At 39.1% G+C, this 25,639-nt stretch carries 21 protein-coding genes; 14 read left to right on the forward strand and 7 right to left on the reverse strand.

Going from position 1 to position 25,639, the window contains the following annotated elements; all coding sequences use genetic code 11:
- Nucleotides 1-7: 7 nt before the first annotated feature.
- The 3 genes from nqrF to nqrM all read left to right on the forward strand — a co-directional run bounded on the left by nqrF (nucleotide 8) and on the right by nqrM (nucleotide 2,683).
- The gene (gene nqrF, locus ACT3S9_RS03640; protein ID WP_441835270.1) at nucleotides 8-1,234 is read left to right on the forward strand and encodes an NADH:ubiquinone reductase (Na(+)-transporting) subunit F; all 1,227 of its coding nucleotides are present in this window, start codon (nucleotides 8-10) and stop codon (nucleotides 1,232-1,234) included.
- Nucleotides 1,235-1,356: 122 nt separating this feature from the next.
- Nucleotides 1,357-2,388, forward strand: coding sequence for an FAD:protein FMN transferase (locus tag ACT3S9_RS03645; protein WP_441836646.1), 1,032 nt, complete (start codon nucleotides 1,357-1,359; stop codon nucleotides 2,386-2,388).
- Nucleotides 2,389-2,470: 82 nt separating this feature from the next.
- The gene (gene nqrM / locus ACT3S9_RS03650) at nucleotides 2,471-2,683 is read left to right on the forward strand and encodes a (Na+)-NQR maturation NqrM (RefSeq protein ID WP_441836645.1); all 213 of its coding nucleotides are present in this window, start codon (nucleotides 2,471-2,473) and stop codon (nucleotides 2,681-2,683) included.
- An 88-nt stretch (nucleotides 2,684-2,771) separates the two neighbouring features.
- Here the strand turns inward: nqrM and ACT3S9_RS03655 are convergent, their stop codons facing one another.
- From ACT3S9_RS03655 to ACT3S9_RS03675, 5 genes are all read right to left on the reverse strand, one after another.
- Nucleotides 2,772-4,127 carry a M14 family zinc carboxypeptidase gene (locus ACT3S9_RS03655; protein WP_441836644.1) on the reverse strand — a complete coding sequence of 452 codons (1,356 nt, stop codon included), beginning with the start codon at nucleotides 4,125-4,127 and terminating at the stop codon, nucleotides 2,772-2,774.
- A 1,447-nt stretch (nucleotides 4,128-5,574) separates the two neighbouring features.
- Complete coding sequence (locus ACT3S9_RS03660) at nucleotides 5,575-5,700, reverse strand: hypothetical protein (protein ID WP_444750718.1); 126 nt, start codon at nucleotides 5,698-5,700, stop codon at nucleotides 5,575-5,577.
- A gap of 145 nt (nucleotides 5,701-5,845) precedes the next feature.
- Complete coding sequence (gene istB / locus ACT3S9_RS03665) at nucleotides 5,846-6,598, reverse strand: IS21-like element helper ATPase IstB (protein WP_208835222.1); 753 nt, start codon at nucleotides 6,596-6,598, stop codon at nucleotides 5,846-5,848.
- Nucleotides 6,591-8,084, reverse strand: a complete 1,494-nt coding sequence (gene istA, locus ACT3S9_RS03670; protein ID WP_443490040.1) for an IS21 family transposase — start codon at nucleotides 8,082-8,084, stop codon at nucleotides 6,591-6,593. Before istA ends, istB begins: the two co-directional genes overlap by 8 nt.
- A gap of 87 nt (nucleotides 8,085-8,171) precedes the next feature.
- Nucleotides 8,172-9,515, reverse strand: a complete 1,344-nt coding sequence (locus ACT3S9_RS03675; RefSeq protein ID WP_444750719.1) for an enterochelin esterase domain-containing protein — start codon at nucleotides 9,513-9,515, stop codon at nucleotides 8,172-8,174.
- A 201-nt stretch (nucleotides 9,516-9,716) separates the two neighbouring features.
- Between ACT3S9_RS03675 and ACT3S9_RS03680 the strand changes: the two genes are divergently transcribed.
- The 9 genes from ACT3S9_RS03680 to cyoE all read left to right on the forward strand — a co-directional run bounded on the left by ACT3S9_RS03680 (nucleotide 9,717) and on the right by cyoE (nucleotide 20,178).
- Entirely contained in the window at nucleotides 9,717-10,607 is an 891-nt protein-coding gene (locus ACT3S9_RS03680; protein WP_441995384.1) for an ABC transporter substrate-binding protein, read from the forward strand.
- A gap of 51 nt (nucleotides 10,608-10,658) precedes the next feature.
- Entirely contained in the window at nucleotides 10,659-11,762 is a 1,104-nt protein-coding gene (locus ACT3S9_RS03685; protein WP_096793603.1) for an ISAs1 family transposase, read from the forward strand.
- Nucleotides 11,763-12,145: 383 nt separating this feature from the next.
- Nucleotides 12,146-14,296 carry a TonB-dependent siderophore receptor gene (locus ACT3S9_RS03690; protein ID WP_444750720.1) on the forward strand — a complete coding sequence of 717 codons (2,151 nt, stop codon included), beginning with the start codon at nucleotides 12,146-12,148 and terminating at the stop codon, nucleotides 14,294-14,296.
- A gap of 455 nt (nucleotides 14,297-14,751) precedes the next feature.
- On the forward strand, nucleotides 14,752-15,165 hold the full coding sequence (locus ACT3S9_RS03695) for a hypothetical protein (RefSeq protein WP_441835438.1): 414 nt from the start codon (nucleotides 14,752-14,754) through the stop codon (nucleotides 15,163-15,165).
- Nucleotides 15,166-15,398: 233 nt separating this feature from the next.
- Nucleotides 15,399-16,313 carry a ubiquinol oxidase subunit II gene (cyoA, locus tag ACT3S9_RS03700; RefSeq protein ID WP_441835439.1) on the forward strand — a complete coding sequence of 305 codons (915 nt, stop codon included), beginning with the start codon at nucleotides 15,399-15,401 and terminating at the stop codon, nucleotides 16,311-16,313.
- A gap of 2 nt (nucleotides 16,314-16,315) precedes the next feature.
- A complete protein-coding gene (gene cyoB, locus ACT3S9_RS03705) occupies nucleotides 16,316-18,319 on the forward strand; it encodes a cytochrome o ubiquinol oxidase subunit I (protein WP_441835440.1) in 2,004 nt (667 codons plus the stop codon).
- Complete coding sequence (gene cyoC / locus ACT3S9_RS03710) at nucleotides 18,316-18,936, forward strand: cytochrome o ubiquinol oxidase subunit III (protein ID WP_441835441.1); 621 nt, start codon at nucleotides 18,316-18,318, stop codon at nucleotides 18,934-18,936. The genes cyoB and cyoC overlap by 4 nt, the downstream gene beginning before the upstream one ends.
- Complete coding sequence (cyoD, locus tag ACT3S9_RS03715) at nucleotides 18,936-19,259, forward strand: cytochrome o ubiquinol oxidase subunit IV (protein WP_441835442.1); 324 nt, start codon at nucleotides 18,936-18,938, stop codon at nucleotides 19,257-19,259. The genes cyoC and cyoD overlap by 1 nt, the downstream gene beginning before the upstream one ends.
- Before the next feature lie 34 nt (nucleotides 19,260-19,293).
- On the forward strand, nucleotides 19,294-20,178 hold the full coding sequence (gene cyoE / locus ACT3S9_RS03720) for a heme o synthase (protein WP_441835443.1): 885 nt from the start codon (nucleotides 19,294-19,296) through the stop codon (nucleotides 20,176-20,178).
- Nucleotides 20,179-20,682: 504 nt separating this feature from the next.
- Here the strand turns inward: cyoE and ACT3S9_RS03725 are convergent.
- Nucleotides 20,683-21,591: a histone deacetylase family protein gene (locus ACT3S9_RS03725; RefSeq protein WP_441835444.1), complete on the reverse strand. Its 909-nt coding sequence runs from the start codon at nucleotides 21,589-21,591 to the stop codon at nucleotides 20,683-20,685.
- A 156-nt stretch (nucleotides 21,592-21,747) separates the two neighbouring features.
- On the reverse strand, nucleotides 21,748-23,421 hold the full coding sequence (gene ettA / locus ACT3S9_RS03730) for an energy-dependent translational throttle protein EttA (protein WP_441835445.1): 1,674 nt from the start codon (nucleotides 23,419-23,421) through the stop codon (nucleotides 21,748-21,750).
- Nucleotides 23,422-23,630: 209 nt separating this feature from the next.
- Here ettA and metA point away from each other — a divergent pair, with 209 nt between their 5' ends.
- Nucleotides 23,631-24,578: a homoserine O-succinyltransferase MetA gene (metA, locus tag ACT3S9_RS03735; RefSeq protein ID WP_441835446.1), complete on the forward strand. Its 948-nt coding sequence runs from the start codon at nucleotides 23,631-23,633 to the stop codon at nucleotides 24,576-24,578.
- A complete protein-coding gene (locus tag ACT3S9_RS03740) occupies nucleotides 24,568-25,635 on the forward strand; it encodes a homocysteine S-methyltransferase family protein (protein WP_441835447.1) in 1,068 nt (355 codons plus the stop codon). Before metA ends, ACT3S9_RS03740 begins: the two co-directional genes overlap by 11 nt.
- Nucleotides 25,636-25,639: the final 4 nt, after the last annotated feature.

Genomic DNA, 25,639 nt, shown 5'->3' on the forward strand with positions numbered 1-25,639 from the left:
ATAAATCATGAATGAGATTTTCTTAGGCGTTGGTGTTTTTATCGCTATCGTTGTACTGCTAGTTTTAGTCATCATTGGTGCTAAATCTCAGTTAGTTGCAAGCGGCGACATTATCATCGGCGTAAATGGCGATCCAGATAAAGCCATTACAACATCTGCGGGTAGCAAGCTTTTAGGGGCACTATCTGAGTCAGGTATTTTCGTATCATCTGCATGTGGTGGCGGTGGCTCTTGTGGCCAATGTCGCGTTAACATCAAAGAAGGTGGCGGTGATATCTTACCAACAGAGCTTGATCATATTTCTAAAGGTGAGGCCCGTGAAGGCTGTCGTTTAGCGTGTCAGGTTAATGTTAAGAACGACATGGAAATTGAACTCGAAGAGTCAATTTTCGGTGTTAAAAAGTGGGATTGTGAAGTTATCTCTAACGATAACAAAGCAACGTTCATTAAAGAACTTGTATTACAAATTCCTGATGGCGAATCAGTGCCGTTTCGTGCCGGTGGTTATATTCAAATAGAAGCCCCTGCGCATCACATTAAATATGCTGATTTCGATGTACCAGAAGAGTACCGTAGCGATTGGAATCAATTTGGTTTCTTTGACCTGGAGTCAAAAGTAGACGAAGAAACAATTCGTGCTTACTCAATGGCTAACTATCCGGAAGAAGAAGGCATCATTATGCTTAACGTGCGTATTGCTGCTCCACCACCAAGAGATTTAAGCTTACCTTGTGGCAAAATGTCATCGTACATTTGGTCACTAACAAAAGGCGATAAAGTGACTATCTCTGGTCCATTTGGTGAGTTCTTTGCAAAGCAAACCGAAGCTGAAATGGTTTTTGTTGGCGGTGGTGCTGGTATGGCGCCGATGCGTTCACATATCTTTGACCAACTTAAACGCTTAAACTCTAAGCGTAAGATAAGCTTTTGGTATGGTGCTCGTTCTGAGCGTGAAATGTTTTATGTTGAAGATTTTGACGGCCTAGCCGCTGAAAATGACAACTTTGTATGGCATACAGCATTGTCTGATCCACAACCAGAAGATAACTGGGAAGGTTACACAGGCTTTATTCATAATGTGTTATACGAAAACTATTTAAAAGATCACGAAGCGCCAGAAGATTGTGAGTACTACATGTGTGGTCCTCCAATGATGAACGCAGCTGTTATCACTCTACTTAAAGACTTAGGTGTTGAGGAAGAGAACATTTTACTTGATGACTTTGGTGGCTAACATTTGCAATAACACTGATACCAAAACTGTTTAGTTTTAGGTAAAAGACCTGCCTCGTAGCACCTAGTGTTATGAGGCTTTTTTTATTTTTATTTTTATTTTTATTACCTAAGTAGGCTGCTATGAATAAAGTTTCCTCCACTCAGGGCATTATTGCCTTATTTTTTTTAACATGTGCTTTATTCATTGCTGGCTGTGGCCAAAATGATGAACCTCAAGAGTTATATCTTGAAGGTGAAACCATGGGCACCACTTTCCATATTAAAGTGTTTGCTAAACAAGAAAAGTTAGATTCACTCAATTTACTGCCAGAGGTAAATGAGCTTCTAAAAAATATTAACCAATCGATGTCGACCTATATTAGCGACTCAGAAATAAACCAGTTTAATCAGCTCCCTGCGGGGCAGGTTATGCCTATTAGTGATGACTTTAGAGCGGTTGTGAGTGAGTCAATACGCCTTGGTGAGTCAACTAAAACCCTTGATGTAACCATGGGGCCGCTAATTGATTTATGGGGGTTTGGCCCGGATAAAAAGCCCACTAAGCGTCCAAGTGATGCTGAGCTTGCTGCAATGACAGGCAATATTGGGATTGATAAGCTTGTTTTAACAGAGCAGGGTTTAGCAAAAACGAGAACCGGCTTAGAGTTGTCGTTTTCTGCAACCGCCAAAGGCTACGGTATTGATAAAGTAGCTGAGCTATTAGAAAGCCATGATTTAAGTAATTATATGGTTGAAATTGGCGGAGAGCTTCGAGTTTCAGGAATAAAAGCAAACAATATCAACTGGAAAATAGCCATCGAGCAACCAGACGCATCTACGGGAGCGCGCTCGGTACACAAAGTACTTAATCCTGGTACAAATGGCATTGCTACTTCTGGCGACTATCGTATTTTTTACGAAATGGATGGTGAAACGTATAGCCATTTGATTGATCCGAGGACAGGCATGCCGAGTCGTCATGACTTAGTGTCAGTAACTGTATTACATCCATCAGCAATGACCGCAGATGGCTTAGCAACGGCACTGACTATAATGGGTACGGAAAAAGCGCAAGAGTACGCACAAAAGCACGATTTAGCGGTGTATCTTATATCTAAATCGAATGACGGTTTGGTGACTTATTCAAGTCCTGCATTCAAACCATATTTGTAGCAAAGCGCAAAGCGGTTTATAATACATTTAGCTCAGCGACTTGCTGAGTGTTATTTTGTTGCTGAATAATAGGGGCTAAGCAATGTCACTTTTTCTTCTTACTTTTTGTTTACTAATTTTAATTGTCGCAGCAATGGCTGTGGGTATGATAGTGCAAAAGAAATCAATGGCCAGCAGTTGTGGTGGTCTAGGCTCTGTCGGTATTGATAAAGCTTGTGACTGTGACGACCCATGCGACAAGCGCAAAAAGCGTATGGCTAAAGAGCAAGTGTGGAAAGAAAACCAAATCTTTTAACCGCTCTTCAATTATAAGAATACTTGTAAGCACTACATGCAAAGTATTAAAAAAAAGCGCCTTGAGGCGCTTTTTTTGTGTTAAACAACTATAGCTCAACTAGTTTACTGCCAAGCACAGCATATTCAGCTTGATGCTTATTATTTTTAAGTAAAAAAGCGGCGCTGCTGTGAAGAGCAGGTAGCGCAGACGCATTCTTAGCGCATGAGTAGCTTAACCAGTCACTTTGGTTATTTAGTAGCGTGGGATCTCCTGAGAAACAGCTGTAGCCTTCTTTTAGCAAAGTGCGGTAACTTTCGTTGGTCAGTGTTAGTGGCTCTTTTAATGAATAAGCCGATCCTATACTAAAGGTTAGCTTGCTAGCATCAAGTTCACTAAAACCTTGGCGAATACTACTAATATCGCCAAGCTCATTTATACGTGGGTAAATTCCTTTATTGTTGATGGCGATATCAATAGCGTAATCGCCTTGCTTGTTTATAACATTGACATTATCAATCAGTAAATCAACCCATGCATTACTTTCATTAAAGGGGATTGCATTATAAGTTGCGACTTTTTGTTGTTGCCAAGTGCCTGAAGCTAGTGAATCTACGGCATCTTTATACATCACACGGTTAACCTTGCGGGCAACTTGGCGATTTGGATCATCAGCATAAGCACCTGACTCAATCAAAATAGTACTGATACCCATTTCTGAAAAGGTATCGCCGAAGCTGCGATATGAATAACTATCGTTATATTTGGCTAAGTGATTAGGAATATGTTGCTCAACACTATCGCTTAAGTGTGCAATTAACTGCATAGCGTTACCACGGCTTTTGTTAATTTCGCGAGCGTTATTATAAGCTGGTGCTAATACTGAAATAGTTGCAGGCTTGCCTTTAGGACCTACGCCGTAGTATGGGTTTTGATCATGAAGGTTAAAGCCAAAGTGCGGTTTGAACTCTTTAGCTGCAGCCATTAATATTTTGCCTTCTAGGGTGCGCTGGGCTTTTGCATCACGATTTAAATCAATGCCTTGAGCATTATAGCGAGTTTGCTTTTGTGCGCCGTCAGGGTTGAGCATTGGAATAATCATTAATGAAATTTTATCTTGCCAGCTAGTGCGCCATTGCTTGTTTTTATCATCTGTAATGTAACCTAAAAAGTCCATGAGCGCAGCTGTAGCGGTATTTTCATCGCCATGCATTTGGCTCCACATCATTATCTTGATTGGTCCAGAGCCAATGTATAGAGCATCTATAGGTTGTCCTAAGTAAGACTTCCCCAAGTTTTTAGTTTTGATTGTCGGATGAGCTGAAAATTGAGTTAAAAGAGGGGTGATATCACTGTGCTTAATTGCCGGTTTATTTAGTCCTTGCGTTTCGAAATCAGTAATAGGTACAGCGCTTGCTATAAAAGAAAAGCTCAGTGTCAAAGTTAAAAAAAATTTACGTGTCATCATTGCATCCTAATATTCTTATTTAGATTTTTATAAAGAATATAATATTTAAATGTGTGCGTCTAAAAAATATCCTTAAAAACAAACCTGCTATATAACTCATAATAAATAATAGCTTTATCTAGCTTGAAGGGTGATTTTAAGTTTTTGTTTTAATTTGTTTTATTGTTAAAGGGAAAGCAAGGTTAATACCTTTATTTAAAAGCATATTTGCTTTATTTTTAGACTAAAGTCTATAGATTAGTTTTTTTCACCTATTGAATTTATTTTTATCAGTTGTCACTAGAGAGCTATTACTCTAAATTTAGTTTCAAGAAAGCGAAGTGAAATACCGCTTACAAAGAATCTTTATAATTGTGTGTGAAGATGTTGTCAAAAGTGGTTCAAGTTTAGTGATTACTAAGCTTGAACTGTTTTTATTTTGCTACCACGCAGTTAATTGGCTTACAGCCGATATAAATTTTAAGCCTGATCAAACAGGCTAAAAACCGAATCTTTATAATTGTGTGTGAAGATGTTGTCAAAAGTGGTTCAAGTTTAGTGATTACTAAACTTGAACTGTTTTTATTTTGCTAGCACGCAGTTAATTGGCTTACAGCCGATATAAATTTTAAGCCTGATCAAACAGGCTAAAAACCGAATCTTTATAATTGTGTGTGAAGATGTTGTCAAAAGTGGTTCAAGTTTAGTGATTACTAAGCTTGAACTGTTTTTATTTTGCTAGCACGCAGTTAATTGGCTTACAGCCGATATAAATTTAAAGCCTGATCAAACAGGCTAAAAACCGAATCTTTATAATTGTGTGTGAAGATGTTGTCAAAGGCGGTTCAAGTTTAGTGATTACTAAGCTTGAACTGTTTTTATTTTGCTACCACGCAGTTAATTGGCTTACAGCCGATATAAATTTAAAGCCTGATCAAACAGGCTAAAACCGAATCTTTATAATTGTGTGTGAAGATGTTGTCAAAGGCGGTTCAAGTTTAGTAGTTACTAAGCTTGGGCTGTTTTTTTATTTACCGCCGCGCAATTATTTGACTTAGAATCAGTATAAACTCAAAGCCTAATTTACTGGCTCAAATAAAGTTTTTTATGTAAGCAACAAAAAAGCGCTAATTAAGCGCTTTTTTTTTGCCTATAATTTATCAATAGTGTTAAATACCAATAGTCTGAGACTTTACCTATTACTTCTCTTATTCCTATTTTAATATTGCCGATAACTGAGGCATATAAATCGTCTGGAGTTAATCACAGATTTAATATTCGTATTCAATGATGCTTAAATTATTTAGGCTAGTTTGTGTAAAGTTAGTAGTTAAGAAAGGGTTTAATCGTCAGGTGGGTACTTGCAGCCTTTATTATTAAAACTAAAGGCTATCAACTCTAATTGAATTTAAATAGCCTTTGTTTATATAGTTAACTTATCAGTAATGGGTGAGTCATGGTTGATTTAATGTACTGGAAATAAAGCAAATAAACCATCGATAAGCGTTCCTTGCCATACCAGATAATCGTGGCCGCCTGCATACTCTCTATAACTTACATCATAGCCTTTAACTTTTAGGATATCTCGCAAATGTCTACTTCCGTCAAGTATGCCCTTTTGACCGTTTCGTGCACCTTCAAAAAGCCCGGCACTGATAAAAAATCTGATAGGTTATCTAGCGTCAATTAACTTGGCCGGTTCCGCGTCAATTATCTTGGCCGGTTGACACCGAATTTTATTTGCTCTTATTGAGCGCTGTTTTGCGTCGGTAACTTTCACCTTCGCAATGAATAATCGTTGCATGATGAACCAAGCGATCTATTGCCGCTACAGTCATCGTTGAATCATCAAATAGTTCATCCCATTGTTCGAATGATTTGTTTGATGTGATGATCATGCTGTGTCGCTCATAGCGATGGGCTATCAATTCAAACAGCACGCTCGTTTCCTGTTCCGTTTTTCGTACGTAACCAACGTCATCAACGATTAATAAGCTGTATTTATCGAGCTTTACAAGTTCGTCTTGCAAGCGTAAATGTCGCTTTGCTTGCTGGAGTTGTTGAACAATCGCTGACGCGGCAACAAACTTAACTTTATGGCCCTGCTCGATAAGGCCATAACCGATACTACTGGCGATATGCGTTTTACCAAGACCACTGGCGCCAAATAGCAATATATTGCCACCGTGCTTCAACCAATCCGGCTGATTTATTAAATCAGCAACAAGGGGCTTACTAACCCCATCAACAAGGGTAAAGTCGAAGCTGCTAAGGTGTTTACCCACGGGCAATTTTGCATCTTTTAAAAGCCGCTGAAGGCGTTTATCATCGCGTGTCGCAAGTTCAATATGGCACAGCTCAGATAAGTATTGCTGTGGGCTCCATTGTTCTTCTATCGCTTTTTTGCCCAGGGTATTCCACTGTTGAAGCATGGTGCTAAGCTTTAATTGTTTCAGCATTAAAGGTAACGAGGCCGTGAAGTTATCCATGTAGACCTCCCGGTATCATGCTGCTATAAGCGCTCAAGCTGTGTTGCTTTATTGTTATTGTGGGTATGTTTGATGCAATCACTAAAAATTGCGCTTCACATTCTCGGATGGCCGGTAATTGTCGCTGAGTAATTGACGCTGCTACAAATCGTCCTAATTGACGTTCGCACCCACTTTGTTTTGCTAAATGGAGCAGTTTTACCATGTAATAGCTCGCTTCATCCGCTAAAAGGTGGGCATTAACGTATTCCCAAATAGCTTTGTAATTGTCGCTTGGAAGTAAGTCGTCACGTAGTTGTGAGTAGCGAAATGCCAATGGTTTTTTAACCAGTGCGTCAATAACATGCAAGTAACTAATATTACGTGCACGGCATCCTTTAGAAGCATAGACACGCGCTAACGTTTGAACTAAATCGCTGCCATAGTGCAGCTCTAAACGGTTGTCATATAAACGAACCAGTAATCGGCTACCAATAAGGCGTGACGGGACGCTATAGGTAACACGTTTCAATGAAATAGTACTCGTACGTGACACCGTTAGATAATGCTCGGTGTAATTGACGCTCATCGTCCGTGGTAAAGCATGTAATTGTCGCTGCTCTACTGCGTATTTATCACTTACACGGCGATTACGGCGAGCTACAATGTCGGCAACAAACGATTCATAGACTTCTCTTGTCTGAAAGTCATAACTACCACGGATTTTTAATGCTTGCTCCAGTTGCGATTTAAGATGCCCATGAGGGCTCTCAATAGCCCCATTTTCATGCGCAATACCGCGGTTATTGCGGGTCGCTTTAAAGCCATAATGGGTGACTAATTCATTAAAGCGCTCTGTAAAATCGTTATCATTAGTGTGATTACGATAGGCGGCACTCAGACTGTCTGTACGCACTTCTTTAGGCACACCGCCGGCTGCTTTAAATGCGTTTTGCACGCCATCAGAAAAAGCAGCAAAGCTTTCACCGCCGTAGATCACTTGGGCGTAAGCCCAGCCACTGGCGGGCATACGATAATGAAACAACATATGCTTTAAGGGTTCACTAGCAATGGTAACGGGTGACTTCACATGTGTAAAATCACACATACCTAATAGGCCATACTCGTGTGTTTGCAGGAATACGACCTCTTTACTTGAGCCATACAGTGCCCGCCATTTATGAATTCGACGCTCTAATGTACGCCGTGAGCTAGGGTTAAATTTGTCGGTGTGAAACTCGCAAAGGTGATCAAAAATTCCCACCGGAGTTAACGTTGCATCACCTTGAAGTAGAGGGACAACAATACTGTCCCAGATAGACTCAAGTGGATCTATACGCGTTCGCCATTGGCGTTTATTAGACAATGGCTGCTCATCCAGTTTATCAATGCGCCTTGCTGAACGTTCTGAAATACCTGCTTTCGCAGCCGCGATAACTTGGCTATTACGTTTTCTATGTTTCATATAAATAGTGACCTGCTGATCAGTGATTCGTGTTCCCGGCACAGTGAACTCCTCCGTTCTGCTGTACCGAACCTTATCAGATCAACCGGCCAAGATAATTGTCGCTAGACCGGCCACCGTAATTGTCGCTTAATAGATAGGTAAAGTTTTAGAATTCATGATCTTTTCAGAAAAATAATATGTTGTTAGTGATTTATTATTTTTAGGGTCCCACCAATATGAACCACTTAAGGAAATTACATTACCAAAAATATCAGAGCGCCTAAAAGCATTAGTAGATGCACCAATACCTCCATAGCTTGATCCAGCCAGCACTCTTTGTTTTGCTAAAAATTGAACTGGCGACGATTTTTCTATAGTTGGTAGTAACTCATTAGTCAGCATTTTAGTAAAATCAGCATTACTGGGTAATTCTTTGCCTCTAGTTTTACTATCTAAACTTTCGATAAATATTGCTTCTATAGGAGGAAGAGAACCATTTTTTACTAAGGTATTGAGTTTTAAGTTTAAGTTAATTTTTTCTAGATATTTAAGTCCATCAAACATTAAAAGCTGAATTGCATCAGACTTTGTTACATCACCAAATCGATAAACTTTAATAGTACGTTTATTTTTTAATATCTCACTATTTAGTTCAAATGATAAAGGCGGTGTCGGAACTTCGTCTAATAAGGTTGCTGGGTATTGAGGCGGGGCATCATTTAATTCTACAACAGACTTTTGTTCATATTTTGTTTTTGCGTTTTTAGGAAAATAATTTGGATTATTAAGATCTCGTTGCGCCGTTGCAAGTAATGCGACTCTTTTTTCATAAGACCCTGCGTTAAATTGTGGTACATCAGGTGCTAATTTATAAGAAAGCCGTGTCGTATTTGGCACTTTATAGCTCTTATACCAAATATTTGATTGTTGAAGTCGCTCCATCCAGCCATGATTACTAGCAGGGGCTCCAAAAATAAGCACATTGTTTTTCGCACCTTTGTAAATAAATGTTATGAGAGTTTCATCATCAACCTGCTCGATTAATGGAGAGCCATTTTTTATAAGTTTATTCCATATATCTTCAGTGCTAACACCGGATTTAAGCATCGAGAAAGCTTGATTTATTAATTTACTGTCGGTTTGTTTTATATAATTATCTTGCTCAGCCTTGCTAACAATTCGGTTAATTTTTATTTCTGGAACTGATCCTGAATATATCATTTTAGGATGATCGTAATCAGCAATAAAGTGTAGCCTAGCTTGCTTCGCATTTTTATCTAATACTTTTCTAATAGGGTTTGATTGTTGATCAATTAAAGAAACGTCTGTTTTGTTTTCAGCAGTAACAACCGCATTAATATAACTTCCTTTATCTACCAAAAAAGTATACGTTTTTTTTGTTTTATCTAGCGTTATTTCACTCTGCTTTGAGTGAGCATTACTTGTGAACCAGAAGGTTAATGTAATGAACAATAAAGTACCTAAGCGCATAGTCTTCCTTAAATCGTTAATTATTATATTTAATCGCAAGCTCTTTGATTATTAAGTTAACAAAGACTAAAACCGCCCAATATAATGATAATCGTTTTTATTTGCGTTTATTATGTGATGATTGTTATGATAAATCAATACAAATATAGGACTGTTGTTAAAGTGCGATTTACTTTTACACTTAAATTTTAAGGTATCTAAATGAAACGGATTTTTTTAATTTGTTTGTTTTTTACACATTCTGTTTATGCAAATACTGATTACCCATTATTAGTTGATATTAACGGGAAAAGTATATTATTGAATAAAAAACCTACACGAGTTGTTGTATACGATTTTGCCGCACTGGATACTCTTGATTTAATGGGGATCGAGCCAATTGCTATCGCTGACGGTGTTTTACCAAATTACTTGTCTGCGTATAGAAATAAAGAAAAAATGATAGCGGGGAGCTTATTTAAGCCTAATATTTCGGTACTCAAAAGTTTAGAGCCTGATTTAATTATAGTAGGGCCACGTTCGAAATCTGCATTAAATGATCTATCTAAAATAGCTCCTACAATAGATATGAGCGTTTCACCGCACAATTTCTTATCTGACATATCTCGGAACTTAAAGGTTTACGGAAAAATTTTTGATAAACAAACCATTGCTAAAAACTATACGCAGAAACTTCAAACTAAGGTAGAGAAATTACGACGTAAGGGATTAAAACAGGGGAGTGGTTTAGTTTTATTTACCATGAAAGATGAATTTATCGTTCACAGTCCAGGCGATCGTTTTGGCATGATTTATAAACTAACAGGACTTGAATATGATCATCACCTGACTGATAAAGTATTTAATAAAACCACTACAGATACACCCGATCTTTCGCTGCTGGAGCAAGGAATGGCTCAGAACCCAGACTGGTTAATAATACTCGATCGAGGTTTAGCAACTGGAGGGAGTAGCCAAATTGGTAAAGCATTTGAAAAGTATTCTATTATTCAAAGTTCTGAAGCTTGGACAAAAAAAAATGTATTTTATCTAAATGCAAATCAGTGGTACTTACTTACAGGTGGCTACAGGGCAAGATCATACTTAACTTGATTATTACTTCGAATCTGTGATCAAATCGCCTTTTTCTCAAAGGCGATTAACATGTCATTCATCAACCATTTCAACGACATTCAAGATACTCGTTCACACATCAACAAAAAACATGAATTGCTGGATGTTATATTCCTTACAGTCACTGCGATTATTTCAGGTGCTGAAGGGTGGAAGGATATTAAGCAATTCGGTGACAGTAAACTGACTTGGTTACGTAAGTTTCGTTCATTTGAAAATGGTATTCCTGTCGATGATACGATTGCTCGTATCATTAGCTCACTGGCCCCTGAAGCTTTATTAGCTTGTTTTGTTTCTTGGGTTAATGAGCTTAGAGATGCGAATAATCAAAGCGTCATTGCCTTTGACGGTAAAACACTTCGCCATTCTTATGATGGTGATAAAAAAACAGCTATTCACAGTGTTTCAGCTTATGCAGTTGAACAGGGCCTAGTACTAGCACAATGCAAATCCAAAAGTAAGAAGAATGAAGTATCAACAGTGATGGCACTTATTGAATTACTTGAGCTTAAAGGCAATATCATCACAGCAGACGCGATGCATTGTTTAAAGAAAGTGACGAAAGCCGTCAGCAAGAAAGACGGAGACTATTTGCTGCAAGTGAAGAATAACCAAGGAAAATTGAACAAAGAAATTCAAGCCTACTATCACAAAGTCAGACGAGAGCAGCCATCACTCATCCAGCAAAATAGCCATGAAACAGTAAATGATGGGCATGGTCGAATAGAGCAGCGCACGTACACTCAACTGTTGGTGACAGATTGGCTTGAGCAGCGCCACGGTTGGGTCAATTTCAACTCCATAGTCGAGGTAGTACGACAGCGTTATGTTGGCGATAGTCATACAATGGAAACGAGTTATTACATCAGCTCGCTAGGGATAAACCCAGAGCAAGTAGCCAAGTCTATTCGCCAGCATTGGGGAATAGAAAACTCAGCACACTGGGTATTAGATATGACATTTAAAGAAGACGATTCACGTATTCGTCGAGGTGATGCCCCCGAGAATATGGCGACCTTCAGACGATTTGCGATGAACTTAGCGAAATTAAGCGCGATAAAAGACAGTATGAAAGGTAAGTTGAAACAGGCTGCTTGGTCAGATGAGGTAAGAGAGCAGCTTATTTTAGGATAAATAACGCTCAAGTATGATTTTGCCCTGCAGGTGGCTATCGGAGTGTTTCAAACATGGTTGATTCGCTCAGTGTGAAATTCAACTCGGTTCGTCATTAATTACCTTGATTTGCACATAGTGTTTTTAGTTAACTTAGAATACACAATGATCTAAATATTAATTGTTTCTATTTGTGTTTGCGGTGCCGTTTTTGTATACTCCGATTTCTTATCAATTCTTGATCAGAAATCGGCTGTATGTAATTAAATCTTCTCGCTTTATATTTGGGTATTTACGGTGTGATTAATAATATTTTTAGCGGTAGATAAAATATTAAATTCTAGGTACAGAAGAATATATGCATTTCAGCTGATTTAACCATATTACCAATAAGGAAGAAATAAATGGGTATTGAAGCCTTGGTTAAAAATAAGCTATCAATAATAATAACTGCTATTTTAATTATGAATAGTCACAGTGTGTTAGGCCAAGAAAAAACATCTAAGTCAGAAAAAAAAGATGAAAAACTGCCTGAAACTATCACTATTGTTGGCCATAAAATTACTGAACTGTATGAACAAAATGATGGTGGCGCATTAGGCAACAGAACTGTGCTTGATACGCCATTTTCAGTGGATATGATTTCCCTTGAAGATATAGAAATACGCCAAGTAAATACCCTAGATAGTTTATTTAGTCGAGAGGCTTCTGTATCCGTAGATGGTAGCGCTTACAGTACCTTCGGCTCGACGATTAGAGTCAGGGGATTACCACTGGACTACACTAATAGTTTTAAGGTAAATGGTTTATCACTTAACAATTTTAGTGGTGAATTGCCTTATGAAGCATTTGAAAAAGTTGCTTTGTTAAAAGGCGCGACAGGTTACATGTATGGAATGGCAGCTCCTGGTGGGGTTGTTAACTACGTTACTAAAAAACCAGTTAATGATTTGCTTAATATAAGTGCAGGCTATCGAAGTGATGGTGTTTTGAATGCTCATATCGATGCGAGTACCAGGTTTGGTGAAGATGATAAATACGGTGTACGAGTTAATGCCGTTAACGAAGAAGGCGATACTTACCTTGAGGATGGAACTGTTGATCGACAGAGCTTATCTGTTGCATTTGATGCATACCTGACCGACAACTTACGTTGGAATGCCGATTTGATCTATAGTGACAGACTTACTGAAAACTCATGGACAACAATGTCAAACTCTATGAGTAGCGATAGTTCATTACCAGAGGCTGTTCATGGTGATAGAAGTATAGGTGTTGATGGTACCTTTGATGATTATAACAACCTTATCCTACTTACGGGCTTAACATGGGATATTAACCATAATTGGCAAGCTAAAATAGAATACGATTATTCAGAGAATGATACTCACTGGGTTAAAACTCTAGCGAATTTACTCAATAGTGAAGGTGATGTCTCAATCAGTCTTTATGAGCAATACTTTAAAGTTAACTATGAGCAGATACAAGGTATTCTAACTGGTCATTTTGAAACCGGTGATATTAGCCATGATTTAGTCATAGGCTCAGCTTATCAGGTTGCTGATACGTATCGAAACGATGGCGGTAAATATGGGCGTAGGGTTACACGTAATTATGGCGTTGATAATTTATATAACGCTGTAGAGCTTCCAGCTTATGAGGCAACACTGCAAGAAGATCTAGATCTTGCTTGGTCAGATACACAGCAATCATTTTTTGTTAATGACTCAATTAAATTTAATGAAAACTATGAATTATTAGTAGGCGTTCGTCATACAAAAATAGAGCATTCTCCTGGTGACTATTTTTTAGCTTATCAAGATGATTATAATGATTCATCAACTACTCCCGTCGTAGCTATGATGTACAAACCAAACAAGCAGACTACTTTCTACACTAGTTATGTTGAATCTTTTGAAGGACAAACATCGTCCGTTGGAGAAAGTTATGCAAATGCTAACGAACTATTAGAGCCACAAAAAAGTGAGCAAATTGAAATAGGTTATAAACAAAGTGGTAATGATTGGTCATCATCAGCGGCCCTATTTCGTATTGAGCGTGGTGCAGAGCTGGTAACTGATGATAATTATCTTATTCAAGATGGTGTTAGTTTATACCAAGGATTGGAGTTAAGTGGTGCATTAGATTTAACCAGTAACTTCTCTGTTTATGGTGAGTTAATGCTATTAGATGCAACTTACGATAAAACGAGCGAAAGCTATCAAGGCAACCAAGTTTCAGGTACTCCTGATTACCAAGTTAGTCTACAAACTAATTATAACATTGAGGCTGTGGATGGACTTACCGTTAACTTAGGGGGTAAGCAACATGGCGAAACATCAGCAAATGCTAATAATGACTGGGAACTACCTTCATATACTATTTTTTATGCTGGGGTTAGCTATAGCCATAAAGTGGGTAATAATAATTTAGTTTTAATTGGTACAGTTGATAATCTTTTTGATAAAGAATTTTGGGCAGTAGGTGACGATTATGGCGTATTAAGAATTGGCGAGCCTCGCACATTTGCAATCAAAGCTAAATTTGAATTCTAAAGTATAAGCTTTTGTAATTGTGAACTGGATTGCATGAGTGATGCAGTTCACAATCACGTAAAAAGTACTTATGCTTATCAAATCTTAAATATTTAATATTATTCTATAATAATTGCGTTTCAATATTAAAACTAATTTAGTACCTAACTAACTATTTATTATGGATTTATTATATTTTTAAGCTGGTTATCTTACTAAATAATCTAGTAAGCTAATTCAAATTTTATATTTTATAGTTTGAACAGTACATTCTCTTTGTTATACTCCCTTCAAACTTTCAGTCTTTTTTGAAAGTTCTATTGATACAGATCAACTTTCATCTAGCTAATATCTGCTAGATAAATTTGATTTTATGTAGCATTAACCATATTGAGCTTTTAGCGGCAATGTTTAAGATTTTTCATTATCGCAATATTACTTTAGTTATTATTTGTAATTTTATTAGGTGAATGGCTTTGAACACACTTTCTTTACAGCATACAAATAAGGAACTTGCCTCTGGCGAGCCATTTGTGTGTGAGCGCTTAAATAAAGCGGGTAAAGGAGCTTGTGTAGCTGTTATCTTACTTGTATTTAATATTGTTATGTTGCTAAGTGGTGCATTAGAAGATGCCTTTAAACTTGAAGCTTTACTTAGTGATGACTTAATTACAGACTCATTACTCGTTGTTATAGCCCAATTTTTAGCTCATCCGATCATTGCAAACCAGCTGCTTATTGGTCTTTGTTGGTTATTGTTCCACATAATTCCTGCACGTCGTGCTGGGATCATTTTACGTAAAACAGCTTTTGCTTTTCAACAAGCAAAAAGCTCAGTCGTAGTACACAGTGCTCACGGCTGTCGTGCGCCACCACAAGTAAATAGTTGATCGCTACTTAAGTTTAGTAGTTTAAATTTAGCTGTTTAGTCACTTGCTCGTTCTGCTTTTTTAATACTACTTAGACTTATTGCGTCTGCGATTCAACTAACCTCCTTCATTTTCTCACGTACTGCATGTTGGGCCTCTTTGTGTCTATAAAAGTCGTCAGAGAATATAAGTCGTTGTTTTATTATTAATAGTTAAAACAACAAATTTCAAACTTTAGGTTGTAGGGTAGTCCTTTGTTAATTCGAAACCTGTTTAATATTGCTCTGGGTACGTTTGTACTCGCATTAACCGGCTGTAAAGGCGGTGTGCTTGATCCAAAAGGGCAAGTTGGGATAGATGAAAAAAACCTGATCATCATCGCCACTGTGCTGATGTTGATAGTGGTTGTGCCAGTCATAATAATGACCTTGTATTTCGCATGGAAATATCGCGATGGCCAAGACCACGAAGTTTATGCGCCTAAGTGGGCGCACTCAAATAAAATTGAAGCTGTAGTATGGGCCATTCCAATTGTAATTGTGGCTATTTTAGGTGTGATTACTTGGCAATCCACTCAAGAATTAGACCCATATAAACCGCTTGAAGGAAAGGGAGAGCACTTAACTGTTGAAGTGGTATCTTTAAACTGGAAGTGGTTATTTATTTATCCGGAGCAGGGGATCGCCACGGTAAATGAATTAGTGTTCCCTGCTAATGTACCTGTCGAATATAAAATCACTTCAGAAAATACCATGAATTCATTTTTCATCCCTCAATTAGGGAGTCAGATTTACTCTATGGCTGGAATGGAAACAAAGCTGCATTTAATTGCTAATGAACCAGGAACTTATAAAGGTTTCTCTTCCAATTTCAGTGGTGAAGGTTTCTCTGACATGAAGTTTAATGCTATTGCCACGCCCACTGAATCGGGCTTTGAGCAGTGGGTTAAAACAGTTAAAAGTGACTCGAAAACACTTACTAAAGCAGATTACTATGAGTTGGCACAGCCGAGTAAAAGTGACCCTGTAACTTATTTTGGTAGTGTAGATGATGGTCTATTTCATACTATTGTAATGAAATATATGAAGGCGCATGGGGATATGAACAAAAAACATCATGCACAAAGTGAGCATAACGTACACGCCGATCATAGTGAGGGTGAGGAATAATTATGTCGTTATTAGGTAAGTTAACTTTAGAGGCAATTCCGTATCACGAACCCATTATTATGGTGACGTTAGCGGCGGTTGCTGTTATAGGCCTACTGCTTGTAGGTCTAATTACTAAATATCAAAAGTGGGGAGTGCTTTGGCACGATTGGATCACCTCAATTGATCATAAACGCTTAGGCGTTATGTATATTATTCTTGCGCTTATTATGCTGTTTCGTGGTTTCTCAGATGCCATTATGATGCGCGGGCAATTAGCACTGGCCACCAGTGGGGCCGCTGGTTTTTTACCACCAGAGCATTATAACCAAATATTTACCGCTCATGGGGTGATCATGATCATCTTTATGGCGATGCCATTTATGATCGGTTTGATGAATATCGTGTTGCCTTTACAAGTTGGTGCGCGTGATGTGGCTTTTCCATTTTTAAATAACTTAAGTTTTTGGTTAACAGCTGGTGGTGCGATATTAATTAATATTTCATTGTTTTTTGGCGAATTTGCAAAAACAGGCTGGATGGCTTATCCACCATTATCCGAACTGTCGATCAGTGCCGGGGTGGGGGTCGACTATTATATATGGGCGCTGCAAATATCCGGTATTGGTACGTTACTGACAGCGGTTAATTTCTTAGTGACTGTATTCAAAATGCGCGCACCCGGCATGACATTGATGAAAATGCCTATATTTACGTGGGCATGTACGTGGGCAAATATCTTAATTGCAGCATCTTTCCCTATTTTAACCGCCGTATTAACCATGTTAACGCTAGATCGTTATTTAGATTTTCACTTCTTTACCAAGGCAGCAGGCGGAAACGCCATGATGTATATCAACCTATTTTGGGCATGGGGTCACCCTGAAGTTTATATCTTGATTTTACCGGCGTTTGGTATTTTTTCTGAAATTATCTCTACCTTTACAGGCAAGCGTTTATTTGGTTACAAGTCAATGGTTTATGCCAGTGGAGCAATCTCTATTTTAGGTTTTGTTGTGTGGTTACACCACTTCTTTACTATGGGGTCGAGCGCTAATGTAAATGCCTTTTTTGGGGTGATGACGATGATCATCGCGGTGCCCACCGGTGTGAAACTATTTAGTTGGTTATTTACGATCTATCGTGGCCGTTTACGCTTTACAGTTCCTGTACTGTGGACGCTTGGGTTCATGGTTACTTTCACTATAGGTGGTATGACAGGGGTGTTACTTGCCATCCCAGGTGCCGACTATGTACTACACAATAGCTTATTCTTAATTGCACATTTTCATAACACTATTATTGGTGGTGCTGTATTTGGCTACTTAGCTGGTTTCGCTTTTTGGTTCCCTAAAGTGATGGGCTTTAAGCTTCATGAAGGGTGGGGTCGAGCGTCATTTTGGTGTTGGATAGTCGGTTTCTTCGTTGCATTTATGCCTTTATATGTACTTGGCTTCTTAGGTATGACACGTCGTTTAAATCACACTAATAACCCCGCTTATGATATGTGGTTGCACATCGCATTTGTAGGCGCGGTGATTATTATGTTCGGTATTATCTTTCAAGTAGTGCAATTGGTTGTCAGCTTTAGAAACCGTGAAGCGCTTGATGATCCTACGGGCGATCCTTGGAACGGCCATACGCTTGAATGGTCAACTGCGTCACCACCACAGTATTACAACTTTGCTACGGTTCCACACGTTAGTGATATTGATGCATGGACCGACATGAAAGAAAAAGGCGAAGCGTATAAAACGCAAAAAAGCTATTCCCCTATTCATATGCCAAAAAATACCTCTGCTGGGGTGTTAATGAGTATCAGCTTTACCACGTTCTGTTTTGCCATGATTTGGCATATTTGGTGGTTAGCGATTGTAGGTGTTGTTGCGGGTTTTGCTGTGTTTATCAAACGTTGTTACAACCCAGATGTTGATTACTACGTGCAACCAGATGAAATTTTAAAAATTGAAAGCGCGCATAACAAAAGCGCTGCTAAAGTAAATGACGCTAAGGAGGTCAGTGCATGAGTGCATTACCTGCAAATGTAGACACCCATGAGCATGATATCCATGCTCATGAACATCATGACACGGGTGGCGATACTGTTTTTGGTTTTTGGCTTTATCTAATGACCGATTGCTTGTTGTTTGCCTCATTTTTTGCAACCTATGCGGTGCTTTTTATGAACACCAATGGTGGCGTATCAGGGCGAGATATTTTTGAACTTGATTTTGTTGCGGTAGAAACCGCAGCACTTTTACTGAGTAGTATAACTTTTGGCTTTGCTATGATCAGCGCACATGCTCAGAAAAAAGCCCTCACGCTTATCTGGCTTGGCGTTACTTTTGCTTTTGGTGCCGCTTTTATAGGTATGGAAATCTATGAGTTTCATCATTTAATTGTGCATGGTAATGGGCCACAGCAAAGTGCATTTTTAACGTCGTTCTTTTCATTAGTCGGCTTACATGGACTACATGTAACCGCTGGCTTGATTTGGATGACAACAATGATGATAGAAGTGGTACGCCGTGGTCTTAAACCAGCAACTATAACTCGTTTAAGCTGCTTAAGCTTATTTTGGCACTTTTTAGACGTGGTATGGATTTGTGTATTTACCGTTGTTTATTTAATGGGGGCAATGTAATGAGTCAAACCGAATCACATGCCTCACATGGCACTGTAAAAGATTATTTAATTGGTTTTGTTTTATCAATTGTACTGACCGCGATCCCTTTTTGGGCTGTTATGAGCGGGACGTTAGAAAAGCAAACGACCTTTTATGGCATTATCGTTATGGCTGTTGTGCAAATTTGGGTACATTTAAAATACTTTTTACACCTAAACTTTAAAACTGAAGAGGGTAAAGCAAGCTCATTATCCTTTATTTTCAGTGCAATAATAATTGTTATGGTTGTTGGATTGTCGGTGTGGATCCTCTATGCATCTAACGCCATGATGATGTATTAATGTTCGAAATAAGCAAATAGTAGGAGTTTAGCTGATGTTTCGTCGTTATTTAAAAGTGACTAAGCCTGGCATTATTATGGGCAACTTGATCTCCGTAGCGGGTGGGTTCTTACTCGCGTCACAAGGAGATATAGATGGCTGGCTAATGTTGGCTACTTTATTAGGGTTATCTTTGGTTGTTGCCTCAGGGTGTGCAATTAATAATGTGATAGACCGTGATATTGATAGTCGCATGGCACGTACCAAAACCCGAGTGACAGTAACGGGCGAGATGTCAGCGAAAGCAGCGTTAGTACATGGAGTTGTACTTGGTGTGGTTGGTTTTAGTTTATTAGCCATTTATACCAACTGGGTCGCTGTATTTTTTGCCGTGTTTGGTTATGTTATTTATGTCGGGGTTTATAGTTTATATATGAAGCGTCGCTCTGTGTATGGCACTTTTATAGGTAGCTTATCCGGTGCGGTCCCCCCTGTTGTCGGCTATTGCGCAGTGAGTGCTCAATTCGATGCTGGTGCATTGATATTGCTCGTTATGTTTAGTTTATGGCAAATGCCGCACTCTTATGCGATTGCTATATTTCGTTATCAAGATTACAAGTCGGCATGTATTCCCGTGCTGCCAGTGGCGCAAGGTATTGATAAAGCAAAAAACCATATCGTCATGTATATAGCAATTTACGCTTTAGTGGTGATGTTACTCACGATTGGTGGTTATACCGGTATGGCATTTTTAGCTGTTGCGTGTACCACCAGTTTTTGGTGGCTATTGATGGCCCTTAGAGGTTACCGACGTAATATTGATATTAGCGGTTGGGCACGCCAAGTGTTTGCGTTTTCAATTATTAATATCACTGCGCTGAGCATTGCAATGGCCGTTGATTACCAACATTTTACGCCACAATTATCATTATTTAGTTAGTTGTGAGTTAGTTCCGAGTTTATTCCAAAGTTAACAAAGGCTCTGATTTATGACGAGCCTTTTTTCTTGTCTAAAATATAAGATAATCTTACTGCAAACCTTAGGAGCCGTAATACAGCGCCTTGAGGAACCACAATTAATAAGTTTATAAGTCAGTTCAGTTCATTTTGCTTTGGTATATGTGTAGAAGTGCGAAACTTTTGTATGCACATGCTGGTTAAATTAGCAAAAATGAGGCGGCTTATAGCTTGGTAAATTAATCGCAAAAATACGAAATCCTTGATTAATTAACACCATTACATGTTCTGCTTTATAAGCGGGGTTGATTGGTGGCAGGCCTTCTTTTACATCCCTTTTTTAGCCGAGATAATACTATTCATATGCATAGGTAGTTACATAAGCCGTTATCGCAAAATAATATCAATAACTATGTGGGTTTAAATTGTAGTAAATAAGCGCAGTAATCGCTTTTTCAATCGCATATTCTGTAAGTTATACACTTATTTAAAAACGCGCAGCTTGCTCAACAACAATGCCATGGCGCTGTGCTAAACGTAAATGGTCTCTGTCGTAACCACCACCAATAACGCTTGCCACTGGTATATTGTGTTCAATACAACGTTTTAATACTAGGTGATCGCGTTTTTCAATACCTTGCCAGCTAATATCAAGCTTACCTAAGCCATCTTGTTGCCATACATCAACACCGGCATCGTACAGGACTAAATCGGGGTTAAGTTCATTGAGTAAAAACTGTAGTGTGTCATCAACAATTCCCAAATATTCATCATCTTGCATATTATTGGCGAGGCCAATATCTAAATCGCTTGAGGACTTTCTAAACGGGAAATTTTTTTCACAGTGAATAGAGCAAGTATACGCATAAGGTTGGTGGGTAAGCATGGCGGCAGTGCCATCACCTTGATGTACGTCTAAGTCAAATATAAGTACGTTAGTTACTTCGCCACTTTGTATAAGTGTTTGAGTGGTAAAGGCAAGATCGTTGACCATACAAAAACCTGAGCCAAAGTCGAAGTGAGCATGATGAGTGCCGCCTGCTAAATGACACGCTAAACCATGTTTAAGTGCAAGGCGTGCAGTTTCTAGCGTACCTAAAGGGGCTGTAAATGTGCGCGCTATTAATGCCTCAGACCAAGGTAATCCTATGCGTCGAAGGGCTTTTTCGTCTAATTGATTGCGCCAAAGATCATCTAAATAGCTCGCACAATGCACGAGTTCTAGCTTATCAGGGTTACCAATCTCAGGCTGTACTAGATTATTATTTATAAGCCCTAACTCTTTAACATGCTGATATAAATTAGCAAACTTGCTCATAACAAAACGGTGTTTGGGATCAAAGTTAAATGAGTAGTTTGGATGATAAACTAAAGGTAAATGTGGGTTTAACGTCATAACCGCGCGCTTTTAATTATTTACGCTATGGTAATCAAGTTTATTTTGATAGTCCATGCTTGTGCTTAAAGGCTTGTTTATAAAAAAGCCCTATCGTTTGATAGGGCTAATATTACTCATAACGAGATTTCAGAGCGATAAATTAATGACTATACATTAGCCAATTTTTTTATACTTAATACGCTTAGGTTGAGTTGCCTCTGCACCTAAGGTCTTTTTAAGCCACTCTTCATATTCTGTGTAGTTACCATCGAAAAAGTTGATTTGACCTTCATCGCGGTAATCTAAAATATGCGTAGCAATACGGTCTAAGAACCAACGGTCATGCGAGATACACATCACGTTGCCCGGAAACTCTAAGATTGCATTTTCAAGAGCACGTAATGTTTCAACGTCCAAGTCATTAGTTGGCTCATCCAGCAGGATTACGTTGCCACCAGCTTTCAATAGTTTTGCTAAATGCAAACGATTACGCTCACCACCTGATAGGTCTTTAACAAACTTTTGCTGATCGTTACCTTTAAAATTAAAGCGACCAACATAAGCACGACTTGGAAACTCAAAATTACCAATTTTTAATATGTCTTGGCCGTCTGAAATTTCTTGGAAAACGGTGTTGCTGTCGTCCATGTTACCGCGGAACTGATCAACCGTTGCAAGCTCCACTGTTTCACCAATAGTGATTTCGCCGCTATCTGGCTTTTCTTCACCACTTAACATTTTAAATAGGGTTGATTTACCCGCGCCATTGGCACCGATAATGCCCACAATTGCGCCTTTTGGCATAGTAAAGTTTAAGTCGTCAATCAGTACACGGTCACCAAAGCTTTTCTTCAAGTTTTTAACTTCAATAACTTGGTCGCCTAAGCGCGGTCCTGGTGGAATAAATAGCTCATTGGTTTCGTTACGCTTTTGGTAATCTGAGTGCTGTAGCTCACTAAACTGCGCCATACGAGCTTTAGACTTTGCTTGACGACCTTTAGGGTTTGAACGCACCCATTCAAGTTCTTGCGCGATTGATTTTTGACGGGCTTTTTCAGATTTTTGCTCTTGCTGTAAGCGTGCATCTTTTTGCTCAAGCCATGAAGAGTAGTTACCTTCCCACGGAATACCTTCACCACGGTCAAGCTCTAGAATCCAACCGGCTACGTTATCAAGGAAATAACGGTCATGGGTTACTGCCACAACAGTGCCTTCGTAATCATGTAAGAAACGTTCAAGCCAAGCTACTGATTCTGCATCCAAGTGGTTAGTTGGCTCATCAAGAATAAGCATGTCAGGCTTTTCAAGTAATAAACGACAAATAGCGATACGACGACGCTCACCACCCGATAACACTTCAACTTTAGCATCCCAAGGTGGCAGACGTAGCGCATCAGCCGCGCGCTCTAATACGTTATCAATATTGTGACCGTCGTGGGCTTGAATGATAGCTTCAAGTTCGCCTTGCTCTTTTGCTAGTGCATCAAAGTCGGCGTCTTCCATAGCGTATTCGTTGTAAACTTCATCAAGACGGTTTAGTGCATTTTTAACTTCACTTACCGCTTCTTCAACGGTTTCGCGCACGGTTTTACTTTCATCAAGTACCGGTTCTTGCGGTAGGTAGCCAATTTTAATGCCCGGTTGAGGGTGAGCTTCACCTTCAAACTCTTGATCAACCCCTGCCATAATGCGCAGTAAGCTTGATTTACCCGAACCGTTTAAGCCAAGTACACCAATTTTTGCGCCAGGGAAAAAATGCAACGAGATATCTTTTAAGATAGTGCGCTTAGGCGGCACAACCTTAGATACATGACTCATCGAGAATATAAACTTATCAGGTAAAACCATGGAAAAAGCCTTCAAATAATAATAAAAATTTCAATGTGTATTGTAGTGGCTCACAGGTGAAACAGTCAACGAAACAGCAAAGCAGAACACTTTTTTGACTAAATAGGCTAATAAAATAAATTCATTTAGACATCTAAACATCTAGAGGTTGAAATTTTTAACTAACCGTTCATAATTAGCCATTGGTGAATTGTACCTTGGAGCTAAGAATGCCTATTACTGTTAAAGATGAATTGCCTGCGATTGCAAAATTACGTCATGAAAATGTGTTCGTAATGCCAAAAAGCCGTGCGAAAACGCAAGAGATTCGCCCGATGCGGTTGGCAATTTTGAATTTAATGCCTAATAAGGTAGAAACCGAGGTACAGTTTATTCGTTTGCTGGCAAACTCTCCGTTGCAAGTTAATGTTGAACTTTTACGCTTAGACACCCACCGTAGTAGAAATACCTCAGAGCAGCATTTAGACACTTTTTATCGTTACTTTTCTGAGGTTAAAGATAATAACTACGATGCACTTATCATCACTGGTGCGCCGCTTGCGCATTTAGAATACGACGAGGTTGCTTATTGGGATGAACTCACCGTATTGCTCGATTGGGCCGAAGAGCATGTTACCTCAACGTTGTTTTCGTGTTGGGCCGCTCATGCGGGTTTATATCATCACCATAAATTAAAACGTGAACTTAAAGAAAATAAACTTTGTGGCGTATTTAATCACCAATGTTATTTTAATCACGGCGCGCTTACTCGCGGTTTTGATGATTCGTTTTTAGTGCCGCACTCTCGTTTCGGTCATATTGATATTGAAAAAATAAATGCCAGCGATGACTTAGTTGTATTGGCAGGCTCACAGCAAGTGGGCGCTTACTTAGTTAAAAATAAATCGGGCAGTCAAGTGTATATAACGGGTCATCCAGAGTACGATGCTCATACGCTCAAGGATGAGTATCAGCGTGACCTAGAAAAAAGCCCTGATGCAGCGATCCCAGAAAACTATTTTCCAGATAATAATGCAGACAATGAGCCGTCGAAAACGTGGCAAAGTCATGCTTTTTTGCTTTTTTCGAACTGGTTAAATTATTATGTGTACCAAACTACACCTTATGATATTAATTTAGTTAGCCAAGCCGTAAGGACTAACAACTATGCCGAATAATAACGTTAATAAAAGTCAGCAGATTACAGAAGCATTAAAGCAGCGCATTTTAATTTTAGATGGTGCAATGGGTACCATGATCCAGCAGCATAAGTTTGAAGAAGACGACTATCGTGGTGAGCGCTTTAAAGATTGGCATGTACTAATAAAAGGTAATAACGACTTATTAAGCCTGACCCAGCCTAAAGTTATTGCGGATATCCATCGGGGTTTTTTAAATGCGGGTGCTGATATTATCGAAACCAACACCTTTAACTCGACCACCATTTCAATGGAAGATTACGACATGGCAAGTATCAGCCGTGAAGTAAACCTAGAGTCTGCTAAATTAGCACGCAGTATTTGTGACGAATACAGTGCTAAAAACCCAGCTAAACCACGCTATGTAGCGGGTGTACTTGGGCCAACCTCAAAAACATGTTCATTGTCGCCAGATGTAAACGACCCTGGTTATCGCAATATCACCTTTGATAAGCTAGTAACTGCGTACGTTGAGTCGACTTTGGCTTTAATGGAAGGCGGTGCAGATTTAATTTTAATTGAAACCATTTTCGACACCCTAAACGCTAAAGCCGCCTCGTTCGCAGTAGAAGAAGCATTTGAGCAAGCTGGACGCACATTACCCGTTATGATTTCAGGCACTATTACTGATGCTTCAGGGCGAACGCTTTCGGGGCAAACCACCGAAGCATTTTATAATTCAATTCGCCATATTAAGCCCATTTCAATTGGCCTTAATTGCGCGCTTGGCCCTGACTTATTGCGCCAATACGTGCAAGAGTTATCGCGTGTGTGTGAAACCTACACTTCAGTGCACCCGAACGCGGGTTTACCCAATGAGTTTGGGGAGTACGACTTAGAAGCGCCTGAAATGGCGAAAGAAATTATAGACTGGGGTAAGTCAGGCTTTATTAATATTGTGGGTGGTTGTTGTGGCACCACACCTGCACATATTAAAGCATTTGTTAAAGGTCTAGAAGGGGTTAAGCCCCGTGTATTACCAGAGCTTGAAGTGCGTATGCGCTTATCAGGCCTTGAAGCGTGTAACTTAAATTAGGATA

The organism is Pseudoalteromonas sp. AOP31-A2-14 (assembly GCF_052378035.1).
GTDB lineage: Bacteria > Pseudomonadota > Gammaproteobacteria > Enterobacterales > Alteromonadaceae > Pseudoalteromonas.